This is a genomic window from Bacillus sp. AFS023182, assembly GCF_002560575.1.
Classification (GTDB): Bacteria; Bacillota; Bacilli; order Bacillales; family Bacillaceae_G; genus Bacillus_A; species Bacillus_A arachidis.
Map to the genome: position 1 here is coordinate 49746 of NZ_NTRO01000018.1, position 21613 is coordinate 71358.

The 21613-nt window shown below is 35.4% G+C and carries 18 protein-coding genes; 9 read left to right on the forward strand and 9 right to left on the reverse strand.

Annotation, left to right across the window (positions count from 1 at the left end; genetic code table 11):
- The first annotated feature begins 31 nt into the window (after positions 1-31).
- The 3 genes from CN288_RS08265 to CN288_RS08275 all read left to right on the forward strand — a co-directional run bounded on the left by CN288_RS08265 (position 32) and on the right by CN288_RS08275 (position 3180).
- Complete coding sequence (locus CN288_RS08265) at positions 32-436, forward strand: GntR family transcriptional regulator (protein WP_090692928.1); 405 nt, start codon at positions 32-34, stop codon at positions 434-436.
- Positions 420-1514 carry a DUF1648 domain-containing protein gene (locus CN288_RS08270; protein WP_026593936.1) on the forward strand — a complete coding sequence of 365 codons (1095 nt, stop codon included), beginning with the start codon at positions 420-422 and terminating at the stop codon, positions 1512-1514. The genes CN288_RS08265 and CN288_RS08270 overlap by 17 nt, the downstream gene beginning before the upstream one ends.
- Positions 1515-1716: 202 nt before the next feature.
- Entirely contained in the window at positions 1717-3180 is a 1464-nt protein-coding gene (locus tag CN288_RS08275; RefSeq protein WP_098302102.1) for a nicotinate phosphoribosyltransferase, read from the forward strand.
- 29 nt (positions 3181-3209) lie between these two features.
- On the opposite strand, the gene CN288_RS08280 is transcribed toward CN288_RS08275, so the two are convergent.
- From CN288_RS08280 to fdhF, 8 genes are all read right to left on the reverse strand, one after another.
- Positions 3210-5570 (reverse strand): heavy metal translocating P-type ATPase, encoded by a 2361-nt coding sequence (locus tag CN288_RS08280; RefSeq protein ID WP_026593938.1) that lies wholly within the window; start codon positions 5568-5570, stop codon positions 3210-3212.
- Between the two features lie 27 nt (positions 5571-5597).
- Entirely contained in the window at positions 5598-5975 is a 378-nt protein-coding gene (locus CN288_RS08285) for an ArsR/SmtB family transcription factor (protein WP_026593939.1), read from the reverse strand.
- 232 nt (positions 5976-6207) lie between these two features.
- The gene (locus CN288_RS08290; protein WP_098302103.1) at positions 6208-6768 is read right to left on the reverse strand and encodes a class I SAM-dependent methyltransferase; all 561 of its coding nucleotides are present in this window, start codon (positions 6766-6768) and stop codon (positions 6208-6210) included.
- 124 nt (positions 6769-6892) lie between these two features.
- Positions 6893-8308, reverse strand: coding sequence for an amino acid permease (locus CN288_RS08295; RefSeq protein ID WP_026593941.1), 1416 nt, complete (start codon positions 8306-8308; stop codon positions 6893-6895).
- 103 nt (positions 8309-8411) lie between these two features.
- A complete protein-coding gene (gene ald, locus CN288_RS08300; RefSeq protein WP_026593942.1) occupies positions 8412-9545 on the reverse strand; it encodes an alanine dehydrogenase in 1134 nt (377 codons plus the stop codon).
- Between the two features lie 619 nt (positions 9546-10164).
- Positions 10165-12042, reverse strand: a complete 1878-nt coding sequence (locus tag CN288_RS08305) for a glycerophosphoryl diester phosphodiesterase membrane domain-containing protein (RefSeq protein WP_026593943.1) — start codon at positions 12040-12042, stop codon at positions 10165-10167.
- Between the two features lie 154 nt (positions 12043-12196).
- The gene (locus CN288_RS08310) at positions 12197-12679 is read right to left on the reverse strand and encodes a DUF1641 domain-containing protein (protein ID WP_026593944.1); all 483 of its coding nucleotides are present in this window, start codon (positions 12677-12679) and stop codon (positions 12197-12199) included.
- Between the two features lie 12 nt (positions 12680-12691).
- Complete coding sequence (gene fdhF / locus CN288_RS08315) at positions 12692-15634, reverse strand: formate dehydrogenase subunit alpha (RefSeq protein WP_098302104.1); 2943 nt, start codon at positions 15632-15634, stop codon at positions 12692-12694.
- 340 nt (positions 15635-15974) lie between these two features.
- Here fdhF and fdhD point away from each other — a divergent pair, with 340 nt between their 5' ends.
- The 3 genes from fdhD to CN288_RS28680 all read left to right on the forward strand — a co-directional run bounded on the left by fdhD (position 15975) and on the right by CN288_RS28680 (position 18021).
- Positions 15975-16790, forward strand: a complete 816-nt coding sequence (fdhD, locus tag CN288_RS08320) for a formate dehydrogenase accessory sulfurtransferase FdhD (RefSeq protein ID WP_026593946.1) — start codon at positions 15975-15977, stop codon at positions 16788-16790.
- A 340-nt stretch (positions 16791-17130) separates the two neighbouring features.
- The gene (locus CN288_RS08325) at positions 17131-17652 is read left to right on the forward strand and encodes a GNAT family N-acetyltransferase (RefSeq protein ID WP_098302105.1); all 522 of its coding nucleotides are present in this window, start codon (positions 17131-17133) and stop codon (positions 17650-17652) included.
- A 213-nt stretch (positions 17653-17865) separates the two neighbouring features.
- Complete coding sequence (locus tag CN288_RS28680) at positions 17866-18021, forward strand: hypothetical protein (protein WP_176527659.1); 156 nt, start codon at positions 17866-17868, stop codon at positions 18019-18021.
- Between the two features lie 217 nt (positions 18022-18238).
- Here the strand turns inward: CN288_RS28680 and CN288_RS29475 are convergent, their stop codons facing one another.
- Entirely contained in the window at positions 18239-18361 is a 123-nt protein-coding gene (locus CN288_RS29475) for a hypothetical protein (RefSeq protein WP_090692978.1), read from the reverse strand.
- Between the two features lie 338 nt (positions 18362-18699).
- On the opposite strand from CN288_RS29475, the gene CN288_RS08335 reads away from it, so the two are divergent.
- The 3 genes from CN288_RS08335 (at position 18700) to CN288_RS08345 (ending at position 21593) form a co-directional block, all read left to right on the forward strand.
- Complete coding sequence (locus CN288_RS08335; RefSeq protein WP_026593948.1) at positions 18700-19371, forward strand: response regulator transcription factor; 672 nt, start codon at positions 18700-18702, stop codon at positions 19369-19371.
- A gap of 141 nt (positions 19372-19512) precedes the next feature.
- Positions 19513-20889 (forward strand): sensor histidine kinase, encoded by a 1377-nt coding sequence (locus CN288_RS08340; protein ID WP_026593949.1) that lies wholly within the window; start codon positions 19513-19515, stop codon positions 20887-20889.
- 191 nt (positions 20890-21080) lie between these two features.
- A complete protein-coding gene (locus CN288_RS08345; RefSeq protein WP_026593950.1) occupies positions 21081-21593 on the forward strand; it encodes a GNAT family N-acetyltransferase in 513 nt (170 codons plus the stop codon).
- Positions 21594-21613 lie beyond the last annotated feature (20 nt).

Consider the following 21613-nt stretch of genomic DNA (forward strand, 5'->3'; position numbering starts at 1 on the left):
ATAACAGTTATAGCGACAAAGGAGGTGCAACATGTTTATAACGATTAACATACAGTCTAATATTCCAATATACGAACAACTCGTTCATCAAATTATCGAAGGAATTGCCAAAGAAGAACTAAAAGAAGGCGAAACTTTACCTTCTGTTCGATTACTTGCTTCTGATTTAGGTGTAAATATGCTCACTGTTAATAAAGCGTATCAACTGCTAAAACAAAAAGGATTTATTCAAATTCATCGACAAAAAGGCGCTACTGTAAATACAACACAATTACATGATAACTCCGCATTTTTTGAGAGGAGTGAACTGACTCTACAACCATTTATAGCAGAAGCAAAATGTCGTGGTATTTCAAAAAAAGCACTCTTGCAATTTGTACAATCTTTAGCGAATCATTTTGAATGGGAGGAAACAAAACATGGACATATGGATTAATATCATTCTATTTGTAGCGATACTAGCACCATTTTTCCTCATTATTACTTTTACGCCACAAATGACTCCAAATATATATAGTTTTGGTATCCGAATCCCCGAAAACGCATATAACTTAGATGAAATTGTCCTCTTGCGTAAAAAATTTCGGAACACCCACTTGCTTTTCAGCTTGTTATTTACAATCTTTTTCATCAGTATTTCAGTATATTTTTCAAATGAAGCAGCACAAGCAACAGGCCTTATTATTTGTATTATCGGATTTCTAATTGCCGATTTTTTTATTTATTTACATTGTCATAAAAAAATGAAAGTCATCCGAAATAATATGAATTGGGCTATTGAAAAAAAGCAACCTATTGTAATTGATACATCTTTTCGAAATGAAAAATTAACCTATTCTAACGGATTATTTTCCATTCATGCATTCATATGTTTTATAACAATTCTTATTACTATCTCGTTCTATCCTGAATTGCCAAATCAAATCCCAACGAAATTCAATTGGGATGGCACTATAACAACCTATAGTGAAAAAACAATCGGGCTTTTCTCTGTTTTTCCACTTATTCAATTCGTAACAATTCTGCTTTTTATGGGTATCAATATACTATTAAAACGCGCTAAGCAACAACTCAATGTTCAAAATGCAGATGCATCTAAAATTTCTAGCATTCAATCCCGCAGGAAGTGGTCATTATTTATGATTGGATCTTCCTTGCTGTCTGTATTTCTATTCACTTTGTTCCAAATTTCTTATATCGTTCCATTTTCACCTCTTAAATTAATCATTAGCACCATTATCATAACTACAATAACAATTACTTGGGCAATCATTATTGCACGAAAACCAATAAATCAAGATACTTTATCAAGCAATGAAAATTTTTCTATTCAACAAGATGATGATCATTTTTGGAAACTGGGACAATTTTATTACAATCGAAATGATCCTACACTCATGTTAGAAAAGCGCTTTGGACTTGGATGGACTTTCAATTTCGCTCGCCCCATAGCATGGGGGATTTTATTCGGTCCTCTCGTGCTCATTTTTGGAATTGTTCTATTAACTGCATAATCCCGGGTAAAATCTACTCTTAATTGAAGTAGCTGCTTTGGCATAAAGTGAAACTTTAATCAGAGGGGGCTTCATCCCCCTCTGATTATTAGCCGGACAATGCTTTCGCTGAATTTTGAGGTGAAAGTATTACTGCCGGTTAATGCGGGATAAACTACAAATAAACGATATAATATAACCAAATTACGGAGGTGTTTTCACAATGAATCATTATAAAGATGATAGTTACGCCTTACACACAGATTTATATCAAATCAACATGGCTTATACATATTGGAAAGACAAGATTCATAATCGCCGTGCTGTTTTTGATTTATATTTCCGAAAGCTCCCATTCGAAAATGGTTACGCCATTTTTGCTGGTCTTGAAAAAATTATAGAATACATAGAGACTTTTCGTTTTACCGAAAGTGACATCGCTTATTTAAAAGAACTACAATTTGAAGAAGAGTTCCTACATTATTTACAAAACATGAAATTTACTGGGACAATTCGTGGTATGCAAGAAGGAGAAGTTGTTTTTAATAACGAACCATTATTGCGTGTTGACGCACCTCTTGGTGAAGCTCAAATTATTGAGACCGCCTTGTTAAATATTGTGAATTACCAAACATTAATCGCTACAAAAGCAGCTCGCATGAAACATGCAGCGGACAATGATGAACTCTTAGAGTTTGGTACCCGCCGCGCTCACGAATTTGACGCTGCCCTTTGGGGTACACGAGCGGCCTTTATCGGTGGATTTTCTTCTACAAGCAATGTCCGTGCTGGAAAACGCTTTGGTATTCCAGTTGCTGGTACGCATGCTCATTCTTTTGTCCAAGCGTATCGTGATGAATATGTTGCATTTAAAAAGTACGCTGAAACGCACCAAAAATGTGTTTTTCTCGTTGATACATATGATACGTTAAAATCTGGTGTACCAAATGCGATTCGCGTTGCTAAGGAATTCGGTGACCACATTGATTTTTATGGCATTCGTCTCGATAGTGGCGATATGGCTTATTTATCAAAAGAAGCACGAAAACTACTTGATGCAGCTGGGTTTACAAATACAAAAATTATTGCTTCTAGTGATTTAGATGAATATACAATTATGCATTTAAAATCACAGGGAGCAAAAATTGATGTATGGGGCGTCGGAACAAAACTGATTACATCATTTGAACAACCTGCATTAGGCGCTGTCTATAAATTAGTTGCGATTGAAGATGCAAATGGCATATTAAATGACACAATTAAAATCTCTTCTAACCCTGAAAAGATCACAACACCAGGATTAAAACGAATTTATCGAATCATTAATCGCGTGAACAATCATACAGAAGGTGATTATATCGCTTTAGAATCCGAAGAACCTCAACAGGAAGAGCGTTTAAAAATGTTCCATCCTGTTCATACGTATATTAGTAAATTCGTAACAAACTTTGAAGCACGCGAGCTTCATCATGCCATTTTCACAAATGGTAGAAGAACATACGAATTACCAAATATATTAGACATTCAAAAATACACTAAAAGCAGCTTAGCACTATTCTGGGAAGAATATATGAGAACGCTAAATCCCGAAGAATATCCTGTAGATTTAAGTCAAGAGTGCTGGGATCATAAAATGAATTATATTCAAACAGTACGAGATCAAGTTGCAAAAAATATACAAAAATAAAAAGAGAAGCCTTCGCTTCTCTTTTTATTTTACAAATCTTTCACTCTAAGCACACGCATCGCATTCAATACAGCAAGTAATGTAACACCCACGTCTGAGAAAACTGCTTCCCACATTGTTGCAATTCCGAATGCACCAAGTAATAGGACAAGCCCTTTTACACCAAGTGCAAAGATAATATTTTGCCATACAATATTGCGTGTACGTTTGGCAATTTTGACAGCCGTTGCGATTTTAGAAGGTTCATCTGTCATGATTACAATATCCGCTGCTTCAATCGCTGCATCAGATCCTAATCCACCCATCGCAATTCCGACGTCTGCCCTTGCTAATACTGGTGTATCATTAATACCATCGCCAACGAACGCAATTTTTTCTTTTGCTTGTTTTGCTCCATCAATTTTTTCAATTTCTTCTACTTTTTGCTGTGGCAATAATTCAGCATGAACTTCATCTAAACCAAGCTCTTTACCAACCGCTTCTCCAACTAACTTTGCATCACCTGTTAACATGACTGTTTTCTTAATCCCAAGCTCTTTTAATTTTTGAATCGCTTGTTTTGAGTCCTCTTTCACTTCATCCGAAATGACAATATACCCTGCATATGCACCATCTACAGCAACGTGAACAAGAGTACCTACAGTTTGTGGCTGCTCAAATGTAATGCTTTCTTTTTTCATTAATTTTGCATTACCTGCAAAAATTTCTTTACCTTGCACTTTTACAACTGTACCATGACCAGAGATTTCACTATAATCTTCAATCATATTTTCATCAATTGATTTTCCATAGCTACTCCGAATAGATTGCGCAATTGGATGATTTGAGTACACTTCTGCAAATGCCGCATACTCAAGAAGCTCTTCTTTTGTAGTTGTTCCACTTGGCTCCATCTTCGTTACTTTGAAAACACCTTTTGTTAATGTTCCTGTCTTATCAAAGACGATATATTTCACATCATTTAGCGCTTCTAAATAGTTACTACCTTTGATTAAAATCCCGTTTTTAGATGCTCCACCAATACCGCCAAAGAATCCAAGTGGAATGGACACCACTAACGCACAAGGACAAGAAATAACAAGGAATACTAAAGCTCGATAAATCCAATCTGAGAATGTAGCACCTTCTAAAATGAGAGGTGGAACAAACGCTAGTACTGCAGCTGTAATTACGACAGCTGGCGTATAGTAACGAGCAAATTTCGTAATAAAGTTTTCTGTTGGTGCTTTTCGACTACTTGCATTTTGCACTAAGTCTAAAATTTTAGATACTGTAGATTCACCAAACTCTTTCGTTACCTCAATTGTCAATACACCATTTTGATTCACGAAACCACTTAATACATCATTACCAACCTCTACTTCACGCGGTACAGATTCGCCTGTTAACGCTGAAGTATCTACCATCGATGCTCCTTCAACTACTTTTCCATCTAACGGTACTTTCTCACCTGGTTTTACAATAATGTAGTCACCGATTTTAACATCTTCTGGTGAAATTTGTTTTGTTTCGTTTCCAACTTTCACGTTTGCATAATCAGGACGAATATCCATTAATGAAGTAATTGATTTTCGAGAACGATTTACAGCGATACTTTGGAATAATTCACCTACTTGGTAAAAGAGCATAACAGAAACTGCTTCTGGATACTGCCCAATCGCAAAAGCTCCAAGTGTGGCAATCGCCATTAAAAAGTTTTCATCAAATACTTGGCCGCGTGTTATATTTCTTACAGCTCGCCAAACGATATCTCCACCAATTAGTAGGTACGCAATAACAAAAAGTGGAATTGTCATCATTTGTGGTAATCCCGCTAGTGCAGCTATCCCTGTTAAAACGCCACCAATTGCTAAACGCCAAATCATTTTCTTCACATTTCCTTCACCATGGTCGTGGCTATGATTATGGCTTTCCTTCTCTTCGCGAACAACTTTTACATCTGGTTCTAACTTATGAACAATCATTTTGATATCTTGTACTGTCGTTTCAAGTTCTTTTTTATTTGCAACTTCTATTTTTAATTTCTTCGATACAAAATCCACTGTAGCATTTGAAACAGAAGGCATTTCCTTTACCTTTGTTTCAATCTTCATCGCACAATTCGCACAATCTAATCCTTCTAATACAAATACTTCTTTCGCAACTTTTGATTGTTGTTCTTCCTGTACTTTAATATGAGGCTCTAATTTCGTAACAAGTTGCATCGCCTCAGTAATAACATGTTTTTCGTTATTTTGTTCTGTTTCTAACACCATTGTCTTAGTTGCGAAGTTCACGGAACAAGATAAGACATCATCTAATCCCCCAACGCCTTTTTCGATTTTCATCGCACAGTTCGCACAATCCAGTCCTTCTAACACAAGTTTTCGCTTCACTAGTGGTTCTGCCATCTTTCTCCCTCCTTGTGCTTTTATTTTCTATTCTTCTTCATTTACGTGTTCAAATGCTTGCTCAAAGATACCGATTACGTGATGGTCCGCCAATGAATAATAAACCACTTTTCCCTCTTTACGGTTTTTCACAAGCTTTGCTTGTTTTAATACACGAAGCTGATGTGAAATAGACGACTGTGTCATTCCAAGTAAATATGCTAAATCACACACGCACATTTCTGCTTCAAATAATGCGTGTAAAATTCTCGTACGTGTACGGTCGCCTAACACTTTAAATAACTCCGCTACTTTACTTAAGCTTTCATCATTCGGAATTGTTTGTTTCACTTGATCCACAACGTCTTCATGGATAATCGTTTGAGAACACGCCTCTTGGCATGTTTCCACTTTATTTTCAGCCATTATAGCTCACCTCTTTATCTAAACATATGAACAACCATTCATATATCTTATACCTTTATTATATGAGCGTTCGTTCATATGTGTCAATAAAATCCACAATCATTTTTTCGAACATTTTGTTCACATTTAAACGAAAGCATATATAACATATTCTCCTCACACTTTATATGCTTCATACAAAAGAGGATGTTGCTAAAACTGTATCCCTTTAGCACATCCTCTTTATTCTTATCTATTCACTCTTCACAGCATCAACAATTAAAGAAACAAACCCTAACTTTCCGTCCTGATTTCTATAATCAAAACGCTTAGAACGATAAATAAACCCTTCCTTCTCATCCCAATCATTATAATGAAACTCTCCATCTTCATCACAATACTCCAAAAGTTTCACCTGAAACCCCGCACTCTCAAACATAGATGCCATCGTTTTATAATTATGAACAATTTTATGGCTCGCTGCTGGATGATCTAACGGTCCAGGTCCTCCAACTTTTACCCCTTCTTGGTATTCTTCATCTGGGAAAAAGCGATCCGGAACCGCACATCGAATATAACCACTCGGCTTCAAAAATTCATAGCATACTTTCGCTGCTTCTATGCCTTCTTCATATGATAAATGTTCCCATACATGCTCTGCTAAAATTACTGCTAAAGAGCTAGGATCAAACTTTTTTATCCAATCTTCTCTTTTTAATAAATTTAATTCTTCTTCATTTGTATGTAACCAACCCGGGTTATTGTTAAATTCCCCTGCACCCACAACGATTTTTAATTCTTCTTTTACAACCATCATTTCACCCCTTTGAATATTTCAATATACAAATTCCATAAGTTGCTATTTTCTCCTCCTTTGGCCAAAAGAAAAAGCCTTGCGCGCTCCCTAGACGCACAAGGCTTACATGTTTTATATCCCCTTAATTAGCTTTTTCTAAGCTATCTTGCGAACTTTCATCTTCTTTTAAATGACTGTGTTTTTTCGAATAAACAAAGTATACGACTACTCCAATTGCTAACCAAGCACCGAAGTATATCCATGTCGTTAATGGTAAGTTTACCATTAAGAATAGACAGCACACGATTGAAATGATCGGTAAAGTTGGCACAAGTGGCACCATAAATCCACGCTGTAATTTCGGATGTGTTTTACGAAGAAGGATTACTGATACACCAACCATCGCAAATGTTAATAACGCTCCAATATTCGCTAAATTCGACAATTCTTTTAAATCGATAAATCCAGCAATTAAAGCACTACCGATTCCTGTTAACCAAACTGAAAATGTTGGCGCTTCTGTCTTCTTGTTAATTTTCGCGAAAGATTCTGGCAATAAACCGTCACGGCTCATAGCGAAGAATACACGTGTTGTTGCGTAGATGTATGCAAAAATTACAGCCATAATACCAATTACAGCTCCAATAGCAATTACACCAGCCACTTTATCTTGCCCTACAACTTCCAGTACATAAGCCATCGCTTCTGGTACATCTAATTCTTTATAAGAAACCATACCAGTCATAACAAGACAAACTGCAACATAAATGATCGTACAAATAACTAACGAAGCAATGATACCAATTGGAAGGTCACGCTGTGGATTTTTTACTTCTTCTGCTGAAGTTGCTAATGCATCAAATCCTAAGAAAGCAAAGAATACTGCTGCTCCCCCCGCGAAAACTCCACTTAAACCGTACGGTGCAAATGGTACCCAGTTTTCTGGTTTCACGTAAAATACACCGACTGCGATGAATAAAACAACAATACCAATTTTAATTAATACCATTATATTATTCACACGCTTACTTTCTTTCGTACCTCGTGATAATAGCCAAGTTATCACCAATGTAACAATAACTGCTGGTAAGTTCACCATACCACCTTGCGATGGAATCGTTAACAAGGCTTTTGGAATTTCAATTCCCAATCCACTCACTAAGTTATTGAAGTAACCTGTCCATCCACCAGCTACGGCCGCTGTTGTTAAAACATATACTGACAATAATGTCCATCCCATTAAATGAGCTACAAACTCACCGATTGTTGCATATGAATAGGTATACACACTACCTGATACCGGAAGCGTAGATGCAACTTCTGCATAACATAATGCTGCAAACCCACAAACAATTGCTGCAATCATAAATGAAAAAATAACTGCTGGACCAGCATCTCTCGCTGCTACTAATCCAGTTAATACAAGAACTCCTGTACCGATTATCGCACCAATCCCTAGCATTGTTAGGTCGAATGCCCCTAAAGTTTTAGACAAAGTCTTACTTTTACTTTCCCCTAACAATTGCGTAACGGATTTCTTTTTAAATAGGTTGGCCACGATGTATGCCCCCTTTTACTAAGAAGAGCTAAGAGGTTTCTCTCTTAGCTCTTATCATGTTGTATTAAATATTGTTCGATTGTTTTTTTGTATTATGCTTCAATTAGCAAGATACAGTTTCTACTTCTAATAATTCTTTCGCACCTTTGTATTCTACACCGTGAGCTTCTGCAACTGCTTCGAATGTTACGTAGCCATTTAAAGTGTTAATACCTTTTAATAGTGCAGAATTACTTAAGCAAGCTTCTTTGTAACCTTTGTTTGCAATTTGTACTGCGTATGGTACTGTTACGTTTGTTAATGCAAGAGTTGATGTACGTGGAACCGCACCCGGCATGTTTGCAACTGCATAATGAACAACGCCATGTTTTTCATAAGTTGGGTTATCATGAGTTGTAATGCGGTCAGTTGTTTCGAAAATACCACCTTGGTCAATTGCGATATCTACTACAACAGAACCTGGTTCCATTGATTTAATCATTTCTTCTGTTACAAGTTTTGGCGCTTTTGCACCTGGAATTAATACCGCACCGATTACAAGATCAGATTCTTTTACAGCTTCTGCAATATTGTATGGGTTAGACATTAAAGTTTTCACTTGGTTACCGAAAATGTCATCTAATTGACGAAGACGTTCTGCACTTAAGTCGATGATTGTTACATCCGCACCTAGTCCAACTGCAATTTTAGCAGCATTTGTACCAGCTTGTCCACCACCGATAATTGTTACTTTACCACGTTTTACCCCTGGAACGCCTGCTAGTAAGATACCTTTACCGCCTTTATTTTTCTCAAGGAATTGTGCACCAATTTGTGCAGACATACGACCAGCTACTTCACTCATAGGTGCAAGTAATGGTAAAGAACGGTTGTCTAATTGTACTGTTTCGTAAGCGATAGCTACAACTTTCTTTTCAATTAAAGCTTTTGTTAATTCTGGTTCTGGAGCTAGATGTAAATATGTGAATAAGATTAAACCTTCGCTGAAGTGTTTGTATTCGCTTTCAATTGGTTCCTTAACTTTCATTACCATATCCATGTTCCAAGCTTCTTCAGCTGTGTCAACGATCTTTGCACCTGCTTCAATGTACTCAGCATCTGTGAAACCAGATCCTAAACCTGCACCCTTTTGAATGAATACTTCGTGGTTGTTTCGAACTAAATGCACAACACCAGCTGGTGTCATTGCCACACGGTTTTCGTTGTTTTTAATTTCTGTTGGTACCCCAATACGCATAATGAAATGCCCCCTTATAATTAACAGAAAAAAGGAATTCTTTTTTCTTTTTTTAATAATTAATAACTTATGTCCTTATTCTAGCATAACTTCAAAGTTATGAAAACGCTAACATATCAGATTTTAAAAGTTTTTATATTTCGAATAGTGTAAATATAAAGAACTTTATTTTTAAGGGGTTTTCTCCTATTCCGTTTATCTATTACTCTCTTTTTATTATAACCTTTGTAATTCAGCGTTAACCTTTTATTATTTGACAATAATATAACAATGCAAAAATCCAACACAAATCGCATACATATGCACTTCGAGTTCCCTGTAACATTTTAGAAGTATATTCTTTTTATGGAAAGTGAAACTTCCATCAGTGGAGGTTTTTTTCATCCTCCACTAATAGAAAACCCTCACCAATCGGGTTTTTACAGGCAATTTCTTCCCATCTATCCTCTTCGCTTTTCGTATTGCTGTTTTTCACTATATACCTCAAAGAAAAATGCTGTTCTCACGTTTATTTATAATAATATAACAATGTAAAATCAACACTCCCGCATACATTTACACTTTATAGTCCCTGTAATATTTTAAAGATGTATCCTTTTACAAAAAAAGCTACTGGTATTTAACCAGCAGCTGGATAACTCATAAATAACTTTGAAAATAAATCTTCTGTTGTTTCTATAATCTTATCAATCATATCCGTTTCATTCTCTTCTTGCTCTTTCATCATCTTAATCGTTTCTTGGGCATCTTTAGGGTAATCTGTAATAATTCCATCTACATTGAGCTTATAATATTCGCTTAAATTCTCCATATCGTTCACAGTCCATACATAGATCGGTTTATTTAATTTGCGGGCTGATTTTACTAGACTCTTGTTTAGCATATATTCTTCTGCTACGTAAAAGTCTGCTTGAACGTATTTTAAATTCGCTCTACTTGCATATAATACATATCCTACTTTTATGTCTGGATTTGCACGTTTAAATTCTTTAATGAGCGGATAGTGCAATGTTTGAATGACACATTGTTTTTCAAAGTCATTATCCTTAATTGTTTTTAATACCTTCTTTACAAAATCTTTTTCATTCTCATTCCCATGCAGCTTCACTTCTATATTAAGTTTTATTTTGTTTTTCGCAAGCTTAATCATCTCATCAAGTGTACTAATTTTCCCCGTGAACCCATCTTGACTAAGAGTAAGTTTCCGTAGTTCATCCATCGTTAAGTCTGACACTTGTACATTCGCATTGGCAAGACGCTTTAATTTCAAATCATGTATCACTGCCAATTCACCATCTTTTGTCTGCAATACATCAATTTCAGCATAATCTGCCTTTGCATCAATCGCACCTTGCACTGCCTCTTTCGTATTCTCTACTCCTTTTGAACCATATCCACGATGAGCCATAATCACTGGATCTTTATAAGAATTCGAAATAAACGTTGCAATGAATGCAACTACCATACCAACTGTGAAAACCCCAACAATATATACACCGATAAACTTCAAACGATGCTTTTTAAAAAAGCATTTATCTGCTTTTGTTTTGGAATAATCTAAGCCCTCTTCTAATAAAACATCTTCAATTGAAACCTTTTGTAAATATAACCTTGTCAATGCCATAATATAAAACGGTGTGACAATAAAACCAAGTAAATACAATGTACTCGTTAAAAATACCGATAGCGTTGATTCTGCTAATAAGGCAAATGTTCCTTTTGGGTTTGTAAATTCATATACACCCCATAAAAATAGCAAGTATATACCCGTAAATAAAACAAATACGATTCCGATTGAAACCAAAAAGACAACTAAAAAGAACAACACTTTAAAGAAACTTTCTTTTACTAAATTTGCACTTTTACGTGCGGCTGTGCGAAATGGCTTTTCTTCTAAAACAATGATAGGTAAAACGAAGATCCACCGAAGATTCAAGTATGTAACTACAGCAAAGAAAGTGTAGTAACCTACTTGTCCCATTGTCGTTTTAAACAATTCACCTGTAATAAAATTTGGAATTTGAATTTCTGGAATTAGTGCAGATTTAAATCCCAAATTTAACAGAGGTAACAATACAACGGCATACAAGATAAACCCTGGCAAACAATATGTGAAAAGAGATGGTAAATACGTTACCGTTTTATACAAAATTGGACGCAGTTTCACCTTTTGCCTTTTATGTGCAAAATACGAAATAATAATAAGCACTGCAAACTCCGTAAAAATGAGAAAAAGTGCCAATAACGATACAATTAATATAGCTGCGATACCATATGGAGTTTTCAAAAAAGCAAGCAATTCATCATTTGTCGCATTTGCATAGCCGCCCCAATACAACAACTTATTAATAATCATACCGAATAGAGGTATAAATACAATAGCTGCTAATAATTTATAAACAAGTTGAAACGTCAATACATTCCAAAAAGCAAATTGTACCGTTTGAAAGGAATGTTTCATGACCCCTGGTATAGATAGTCTTTTACGATGTAGCATAAATTCCTCCACATTCTAAAATTATATTTGAGATGGATTCCATATTTCCATTTAAAATCCATCTTCTTATAATAATATATTCCGCTTAACATGAACACTGTTATACATCCACAAAAAAGAGTGATGGCTACCTTTCCATCACTCTTTCCCTCTTTTATTTTTTCTCTAATCCTTGTCCAAACGCTTTTAAAAAACTAAACCCAAAAGTAATGGCTCTATTAATATCGGGATCTTTTAGCACTTTAAAGAAGTCCATAACTTTTGTTTTCTTACCTTTTTGTAACTCTTCTGTTGCAAACTGTAACCCTGTAACTAAACTAGATGTAATCTGTTTTGTTATTTCTGGATCGACAGAAGATAATGCTTCTCCTGCTCCCATCATATTATTTAATGCATTTTTTACTGGTTCACGATTTAATTGCTCAACTGCAATTTTAGAAACGTCTTCTTTCGCGGCCAGCAGACTGATTGCTGCATCTAATATACCTGCTTGCTGCAGCTGTGATAACAACTGCATTGTTTCTTCTACCGCCTCACGGTTCTCCGCTAATTGTGTTAACAGTTCATCTGATAACTGTTGTTTCTTTTCTTCTTCTGTAATGACCTTTTTCTGAATCAATGTAATCTCTTTTGCCACGTCCTTCGCCCCCTAGTTGTGATCCACAAGTGATACGTATTGTTTTCGTTGCCATTTCTGCTGAATTTCAACACCATTTTGCGGATGACGTTTTTTACCTCTTGGGTTTGAATCAGGAAGTGGACGATTACCTTTTTCACGTAATACGCGCATTTTCACCATCGTTTGTTTATAAGCTGGTGTACAAGTATATAGGTCCGTCGCTGTTCCTGTTAAAATATTAATCGCTTCTTCATTTACTGTCGCATGCATCGGTAAATATAACTCGTTTCCAGTTACACGGTCTGTGATAAGTGCCTGTACTTTGATTTTCCCAAACGGTGATGCTAGTTCTACAAGGCCACCATCTTTCACATTCCGCTCTGCAGCAAGCTCTGGTGAAACCTCAACAAACACCTCAGAAATTTTAGATAAAATCCCTACTGATTTATTTGTCATGTTTCCTTCATGGAAATGTTCTAACATACGACCATTATTTAATAATAAATCGTATTCTTCCGGTGCCACAACTGGTGGTATCCATTCATCTAGTGATAGACGCGCTTTTTTGTCAGGGAAATTAAAGCCATCAACATATAATAATGGTGTGTCACTACCATCATGGCTACCCCAACATAAACTATTCCATCCTTCTAAACGATCATATGTTGCTTGTGAATAATACGGCGCGAGTGATGCGATTTCATCCATAATTTCACTTGGGCTTTCATAATTCCAATCACCACCGAGGGCACGGGCTACTTTTTGCAGGATCCACCAATCTGGTTTCGAATCACCGAGCGGTTTCATAACTTCATATAAACGCTGAATACGACGCTCTGTATTCGTAAATGTTCCTTCTTTTTCTAAACTTGGTGCCGCTGGTAAAATAACATCAGCAAAACGAGCTGTTTTTGATAAGAATATGTCTTGAACTACAAGGAAGTCGAGATTACTTAAAATGTGTTGCACATGATTTGCATTGGAATCGACTAATGCCATTTCTTCTCCCATTACATACATACCACGTAGTTTTCCTTCCTCTGCAGCCGCAAGCATTGCAATGTTATTCAACCCTGGCTCTTTTGGAATTTTAGTACCATATGCTTTTTCAAATTTCGCACGAAGTGTATCATCTGACACTGCTTGGTAGCCTGGAAGCCAATTTGGTAATGTTGCCATATCACAAGCACCTTGTACGTTATTATGACCACGGAGTGGATATGCACCAGCACCTGGGCGACGGTAGTTACCTGTTACAAGAAGTAAGTTTGAAATTGCCGCAGACGTTGTACTTCCACCTGTATTTTGCGTAACGCCCATACCCCAAAGTACACAAGTACCATCTGCTTCATATACCATGCGAGCCATTTCTTTTAATGTATCTTTCGAAATACTTGTAATGTTTTCTGTATAATCAAGTGTATATTTCTCTAACATTTTTCTATATTCATCAAAGTTCTTCACATTTTCATCTAAGAATTTCTTATCGTGCCAACCTTGATCAATAATATATTTTGTTATTCCCGCAAGCCATACATAATCAGTTCCTTGGCGCGGATGAACAAATAGGTCCGCACGCTCTGCCATTTCATGCTTACGTAGGTCAGATACAATCAGTTTTTGCTCATGTAATTTGTGGGCACGTTTCACACGAGTAGCAAGTACAGGATGCCCTTCCGTTGGATTCGCCCCCACAATGATAACAAGACCAGCTTCCGCAATATCTTTCACTGTCCCTGCGTCTCCACCTATACCAACAGTTTTTGTTAAACCATCGCTTGCTGGAGATTGGCAATAACGGGAACAGTTATCTACATTATTTGTTCCATATATTTGACGAGCTAACTTTTGCAGCAAATAGTTTTCTTCATTTGTTACTTTTGAAGAAGAAATAAAGCCAAATGCATCGTTACCATATTCAGATTTAATATGTTGCATATTGGATGCAACAACCTCTAAAGCTTCTTCCCACGATGCTTCAACGAACATATCTCCTTGACGAATCAATGGTTTCGTAATACGGTCTTCACTATTTACAAAGTCCCAACCAAATTTTCCTTTTACACATGTAGAAATCCCGTTTACTGGTGCGTCTGATACAGGTTGAACTTTTAAAATTTGACGGTCTTTCGTCCATACTTCAAACGAGCAACCCACACCGCAGAATGTACAAACTGTTTTTGTCTTGTTAACCTTCGTTTTACGCATTGCAGATTCAACCTCTGAAACTGCTAAAATACTACTGTATCCAGGTTCTACATCCTTTACAAAATCAATCATTGGATCTAACACATCCGGTTTCAATCCAGTCATAAACCCAGCTTCTCCAAGCATAGATTTTTCCATTAATGCATTACAAGGACACACTGTGACACATTGTCCGCAACTAACGCAAGATGAATCGTTAATACTTACGCCGTTATCCCAAATTACACGAGGACGATCTAAGCTCCAATCAATTGATAACGTTTCGTTAACTTGTAAATTTTGACATACTTCTACACATTGTCCACAAGCAATACATTGGTTTGGATCATAACGGTAAAATGGATGAGTCATGTCCACTTCTTTTGCACTAACTTTCGGTTCATATGGATATTTCTGCTCTTCTATCTCCATCATATGTACCGTATTATGAACTTTACAGTTACCGTTATTATTATCACATACTGTACAATACAATAAATGGTTCTCTAATATTCTATCCATCGCTTCCGTTTGCGCCGATTTTGCACGCACTGATTTTCTTTCAATCTGCATGCCATCTTCCAATTGCGTTGAACAAGCACGCAGCAATTTCCCATCTACTTCCACAATACACGTATCACAAGTTTGAATTGGATCCACCTCTGGTACATGACAAATTTGTGGATGCTCTAAATTACTCTCGTTAAATAGTTGCAGTATCGTTTTTTCACCAGATGAAAGAAATTCTTTTCCATCTACAGTTACACGAACTGTTTGTTCTGCCATAGTTCCCCTCTCCTTACAACTAACTGTACAATATATTTTTGAATCCGTTTTCAAAAATATATCGCTATACATTTTTTTGAAACGCCCTGTTGAAACTCTATCTTAGAAGTCGATTCTTGATGCTATAAGGTATAAAAATGCCACTATTCTACTATTCTATTATATCTCACACATACAATAATAACCAAATAATATAGAGAAACTGAAAACAAACATAAAATCTTTCTTTTTAGCTGAGAGAGAGCATCCACCCATGCATAGAAATAGATAACAGATGCTTTTATTTTTTTTATGTTTTATGATAAATAGTAAGAAAAATACATATGAAGGGGAAAATACTATGGGGCCTGTTCAAGAAACATGTAAAATGGTACGTTATCAAACTGGAACATTCCTCGAACAAGAAGATGAAATTGTCACAGAATATCCTGTAACAATTAAATTGAACGGGGAAGAATACGTAACAGTTGTATGTACTCCAAATTATATTGAAGATATGGTAATAGGTTTTTTAATTTCTGAAGGAATTATTGCTTCTTACGAAGGCATTGATGAGCTGTGGATACAGAAAGACAAAGGTGTTGTCCATGTAAAAACATCACAGATCAATCCGCTCTATCAAACACTATATAACAAACGATATGTCACTTCTTGTTGCGGAAAAAGTAGGCAAGGTTTTGTATTTGTAAATGATGCAGCAAAAGCAAAAACTTTACATGATATCCATGTAACAATGACTCCAGAAGAGTGCTTTCATTTAATGAATACCTTACAGCAATCTTCCACTACGTTTCATCAAACAGGCGGAGTTCATAATACCGCCCTTTGCGATCGAAATACCATTCTCATATCAAGAATGGATATCGGTAGACATAATGCATTAGATAAAATATATGGTCATTGTTTACGTAATGATATCCCAATCGAAGGAAAAATTATTGCATTTAGTGGCCGAATCTCATCTGAAATTTTACTAAAGGTTTCTAAAATCGGTTGCGAAATCGTTCTTTCTAAATCAGCTCCAACAAAATTAGCTTTGCAACTTGCTCATGATTTAGGCATAACAGTGGTCGGTTTTATTCGCAATGATTCTTGTAATATCTATACTCACCCAGAACGAATTGAAGGATATATAACAGAAAAAAATGATTCCTAGCAAAGGAATCATTTTTTAGTTATAAAAATGTAATATATTTAATTGTTGAATAGTTAATAAAGTTAATATATAATTTCATTACATAAAGTACAACTTAAATCCATGGGGTGTTATTGCCCACAAACAGCGGGATAAATTGAATGATTGGAAAAACAGATGAAGGTCCCTGCTCTTCTCCGCATATATCTCCTTATTCTTTAACAAATTAAGATGGAATGAGTGCAGCATATAACATTTTTTACTATAAAGCGGAACTGTTATCAATTGAAAAAGCATCAACAACCGTGCTCTTGTAGCGTGCTTATCCTGTAGAGCTGGTTACACTTAGGAGGTTATATACATGGAAATTCGTCTATTAACAAAAGAGGATGCAAAAATTTATTTAAAAGTTTGTATGGAAGGATTAACGCAAAATCCAGAAGCTTTTAGTTCTTCTTATGAAGACGTTCTAAAACATGAGGATCCTGTTGCTGCAATGGCGAAACGTTTAGCCAATCCGGATAAATATACAATTGGTGCCTTTAAAGATAACGAATTAATCGGAATTGCCACTTTAGAAACTAAGCCATTTATAAAACAAGAACATAAGGCAAAAATCGGCTCTGTTTACGTCTCTCCGAAAGCGCGTGGTCTTGGCGCTGGCCGTGCGTTAATAAAAGCCATTATTGAAAACGCTCATAAATTACATGTAGAACAACTCATGCTCGATGTTGTTGCCGGAAATGCAGCTGCAAAAAAATTATACGAGTCACTTGACTTTCAAACATATGGCGTACAAGAACGTTCCTTAAAACACAATGGAGAATATTGGGATGAAGAACATATGGTTTTATTTTTAACTAACGAATCAAATGCAAAGTGAAAAACAACAAAAAAACCTTTCTTTCTAGCTCGGAAAGAGTATTCTTCCATGCATAGAAGTGGTCAGTTCCAGTTTAAAACAACGAGAGCGAATTATCTTTTGTTGTTTTAAACTGGAACTTATATGTCTAAAAATCAAAATGTATTTATATAGATTTCTCCAAAAGTACCTTTTCAGATAAAGGTACTTTTTTCTTACAACAATGTAATATTCATGTCATCTTATTCAATGGTTCTATTCCCTTCTCTTCGCTATACTAAAAGTACAGAACCACAACCGAAAGAGCTAAAAGATGAAAAAATGATAGAAGTAATGGTAAACAGAAAATTCGTAGCGATAGAATTAAATCAAGAATTAGAGGAGGAATAGATATGAAACAGCACAAACATCTTATTTTTTTAATTTGCGGCACAATAATCGTCACTTCAGGATTAGCAATTCTTCCTTGGTTTATTGTATAAAACTTCTATCATTTGTTGATTCCTTCCTATACAAAAATCCCCTGTATATAGCATACAGGGGATTTTTTCCTACAAATAAAAAAGCTCGTTACTTCTCTAAATGCAGCAACGAGCTCATACATCTATTATAGAATTCCAAAAAATTTATTAGCACACGTCACAATGATTAGCATAGATACAGCAATGCACATCACAACAGCATTGCGCTCTTGTTTATCTTTTTGAAAACGTTCTTCTTTTTTACTCATGTGTATAATCCCCTTTATAGCAATAAAAAAAGTGTGAGATAGGAGATTTTCCTTATCCGATGCGAGGTGAATACGAAATTTCTCACTATCTCACATACACAATAGAATGGAATTGTCATTTTATAAATAAAATGACATGACGTTATGTCGCAACATAGGGTATTTTGTGTCGCTACGCCTTTTATTATAAAAAAGAGTTGTGCAAAAGTAGTGCATTTTTTATGTCAATTGCCATAGTACAAAAAATGCACTACAATTCAATCACATAAACAGAGTTTTTTATCGTTTTCATGTAAACTATACAAGGTAGACTGAATGTTTTGAGGTGCACAAGAACTATGATAAAAATTTTATTAGTAGATGATGAAGAGCGTATGTTGCGATTATTAGATTTATTCTTAAGTCCACGTGGTTATTTTTGTATGAAAGCCACATCTGGTATTGAAGCTCTTGAATTAGTTCAACAAAAAAACTTCGATATCATTTTGTTAGATGTCATGATGCCCAAGATGGATGGATGGGATACCTGTTATCAAATCCGTCAAATCTGCAATGTTCCAATTATAATGTTAACAGCTCGTAATCAAAACTACGATATGATAAAGGGACTCACACTGGGAGCGGATGACTATATTACAAAACCTTTTGACGAACAAGTACTAGTTGCCCGAATTGAAGCTGTGCTACGCCGAACAAAAAAGGACGGTTTTATCAGCTTCAATGGCATTGAATGGGATAAAACAAAGCATACTGTTACTGTTTACGACGAAAAAATTTCACTTACACCTATCGAGTTTTCATTACTAGGACTGTTTTTACAAAATACCAATCGAGCATATAGCCGTGATGATTTAATTGAAAAAATATGGGGATATCAAACGGATATTGAATATCGTACTGTCGACTCACATATCCGCAATATCCGTGATAAATTACGAAAAAAGGACTTTCCTGTTGAAAAATACTTAGAGACCATCTATAAGGTGGGATATAAGTGGAAAAGTGAATAAAAATAATAAAGTGAAACTTTTCTAGGTAGGAAATGACTCGCCCCACACTTAGAATTATTTAAGCAACTCGTGATACAACTTTGGTCAGTGGTTAGATTCTTCCCACTGACCATTAATGTGACATAAAGGTATGGTGAAAAAATGAACAAGCTTTCCCTTAAAATTGGTACATGCTTTTTAATATTAGCTCTATGTCTTGAAGCCATCGCTTTTGTATCTTTTTATACAAGTTTGTCGAACATGCGTATTGAAGAAGAAAAAGCCGCTCTTTTAGAAAAAGGAAAGCGCTATAGTAACTTTATTTCAAGACGTTATGGTCCACGAGCTTTTGAACATGCTGCAGCAATGGAATCACATTCTAATTCAGACACAAAGTTAGTCATAACAGACACCAATGGGCAAATACTTTCTTCTTCTGATCCGATAACCCCAGAAATGAAAAAGCAACTTGCTAACAAAATACGTTGTACTTCAATAGATGGAACTATGATTGAAAAAAATTGGAAAACATCGAAATATATTTCAACAGCAACGCCAATTATCATTCATAAACAAATTACTGGGTATGTACATATGTTTTTAGATACAGCATTTTTAGAAAAAATGATTCTTCGTTTAGCACATCAATTTATTATTATCGGTATATTAACTCTTGTTTTAACAACAATTTCTGTCTTTATCTTTTCTCGTGTCATTACTGATCCTCTTATTAAAATGAAACGTGCAACAGAAAAAATGTCAAAGTTAAATAAACCAATTAAATTAGGAATTAAACGCAATGATGAACTTGGTAGTTTGGCCAAAACCATTGAAGAATTATCTAGTGAATTGACCTACATGAAAAAAGAACGAAATGAGTTTCTTGCAAGTGTAGCTCACGAACTACTCACACCACTTACCTATATGAAGGGTTATGCAAAAGTGGCTAAACGAGATTCTCTCTCTAAAGAAGAGCGTGAAGAATATTTACAAATTATTGAAGACGAAACAGATAGTGTAACCGAACTTGTTCAAGACTTATTTGATTTAGCGCAACTTGAACAGCATCAATTTATTATTAAAAAACAAGAGATTCCTTTACAGCCTTTTCTAGAACGCATGATTGAAAAAACCAAACCAACACTTGCTAAAAAGCAAATAACAATTAAATTTCACTGTAAAGATGATCCTAATGTCTATATGGATGAACGTCGAATGGAACAAGTAATGCTAAATTTATTACACAACGCCTATCAGCATTCTTATGAACAATCAGTTATTACTGTACACGCCTATCAAAATGAGAATACTTTTTCTATAAGTGTGCAAGATGAAGGTGAAGGGATTCCACAAGAAGATATCCCGCATATTTTTGATCGTTTTTATCGAGTTGATAAATCAAGAACTCGAGCTACGGGCGGTAAAGGAATTGGTTTAGCTGTTGCAAAAGAAATTGTTGAGTTACATAGCGGCTCCATACAAGTAAAAAGTCAGTTAGGAATTGGAACAGAATTTATTATTGAATTACCAATTGAATAGTATGTACGGTAAATCACCAGTAGTATCTTTCCTTTCAAACTGCTGGTGATATTATGTTAATAGCCATTATTTATTAACTTTTTAAGAAAAAAAACAGTAAAACATCACTAGAAAAAGCTATCTTTTTGAAATTATTCTTATTTCAATATAAAATATAACTACATTTGTCAAAGATTTGGAGGGTGATATAATTGGATATCCATGTATTAACAAAGGATGAAGCAGAAATTTATTTAGAACTTCGTGTAGAAGGATTAAAACAAAACCCTGAGGCTTTCAGCTCTTCTTATGAAGATATTATTAATAAAGAATGCCCGATTGAGTATAAAGCACAAAAATTAGCCCAAGATGAAAACTATACATTAGGTGCATTTAAAGACGGTGCATTGATCGGTGTTGCAACCTTGGAAACGAAACCATACGTAAAACAAGAACATAAAGCAAAGATTGGTTCGGTATATGTATCGCCAAAAGCACGTGGACTTGGCGCAGGAAAATCCCTCATTAAAGAGTGTATTGAACTTGCAAAAACATTAGAAGTAGAACAAATTATGCTTGATGTTGTGGTCGGAAATGACGGTGCAAAAAAACTTTACGAATCATTAGGATTTAAAACTTTTGGTGTACAAGAGCGTTCTTTAAAATATAACGGTCAATATTGGGATGAAGAGCATATGGTTTTATTCTTAGATACAGAAAAGTAATAAAAAAATCCTCAAATATA

What these genes read in the sequence shown, in the direction of transcription:
- CN288_RS08265 (WP_090692928.1), top strand. Translation starts at nt 32, where the DNA reads ATGTTTATAACGATTAACATACAGTCTAATATTCCAATATACGAACAA.
- CN288_RS08270 (WP_026593936.1), top strand. Translation starts at nt 420, where the DNA reads ATGGACATATGGATTAATATCATTCTATTTGTAGCGATACTAGCACCA.
- CN288_RS08275 (WP_098302102.1), top strand. Translation starts at nt 1,717, where the DNA reads ATGAATCATTATAAAGATGATAGTTACGCCTTACACACAGATTTATAT.
- CN288_RS08280 (WP_026593938.1), bottom strand. Translation starts at nt 5,570, where the DNA reads ATGGCAGAACCACTAGTGAAGCGAAAACTTGTGTTAGAAGGACTGGAT.
- CN288_RS08285 (WP_026593939.1), bottom strand. Translation starts at nt 5,975, where the DNA reads ATGGCTGAAAATAAAGTGGAAACATGCCAAGAGGCGTGTTCTCAAACG.
- CN288_RS08290 (WP_098302103.1), bottom strand. Translation starts at nt 6,768, where the DNA reads ATGGTTGTAAAAGAAGAATTAAAAATCGTTGTGGGTGCAGGGGAATTT.
- ald (WP_026593942.1), bottom strand. Translation starts at nt 9,545, where the DNA reads ATGCGTATTGGGGTACCAACAGAAATTAAAAACAACGAAAACCGTGTG.
- CN288_RS08305 (WP_026593943.1), bottom strand. Translation starts at nt 12,042, where the DNA reads ATGCTACATCGTAAAAGACTATCTATACCAGGGGTCATGAAACATTCC.
- fdhF (WP_098302104.1), bottom strand. Translation starts at nt 15,634, where the DNA reads ATGGCAGAACAAACAGTTCGTGTAACTGTAGATGGAAAAGAATTTCTT.
- fdhD (WP_026593946.1), top strand. Translation starts at nt 15,975, where the DNA reads ATGGGGCCTGTTCAAGAAACATGTAAAATGGTACGTTATCAAACTGGA.
- CN288_RS08325 (WP_098302105.1), top strand. Translation starts at nt 17,131, where the DNA reads ATGGAAATTCGTCTATTAACAAAAGAGGATGCAAAAATTTATTTAAAA.
- CN288_RS28680 (WP_176527659.1), top strand. Translation starts at nt 17,866, where the DNA reads ATGTCATCTTATTCAATGGTTCTATTCCCTTCTCTTCGCTATACTAAA.
- CN288_RS29475 (WP_090692978.1), bottom strand. Translation starts at nt 18,361, where the DNA reads ATGAGTAAAAAAGAAGAACGTTTTCAAAAAGATAAACAAGAGCGCAAT.
- CN288_RS08335 (WP_026593948.1), top strand. Translation starts at nt 18,700, where the DNA reads ATGATAAAAATTTTATTAGTAGATGATGAAGAGCGTATGTTGCGATTA.
- CN288_RS08340 (WP_026593949.1), top strand. Translation starts at nt 19,513, where the DNA reads ATGAACAAGCTTTCCCTTAAAATTGGTACATGCTTTTTAATATTAGCT.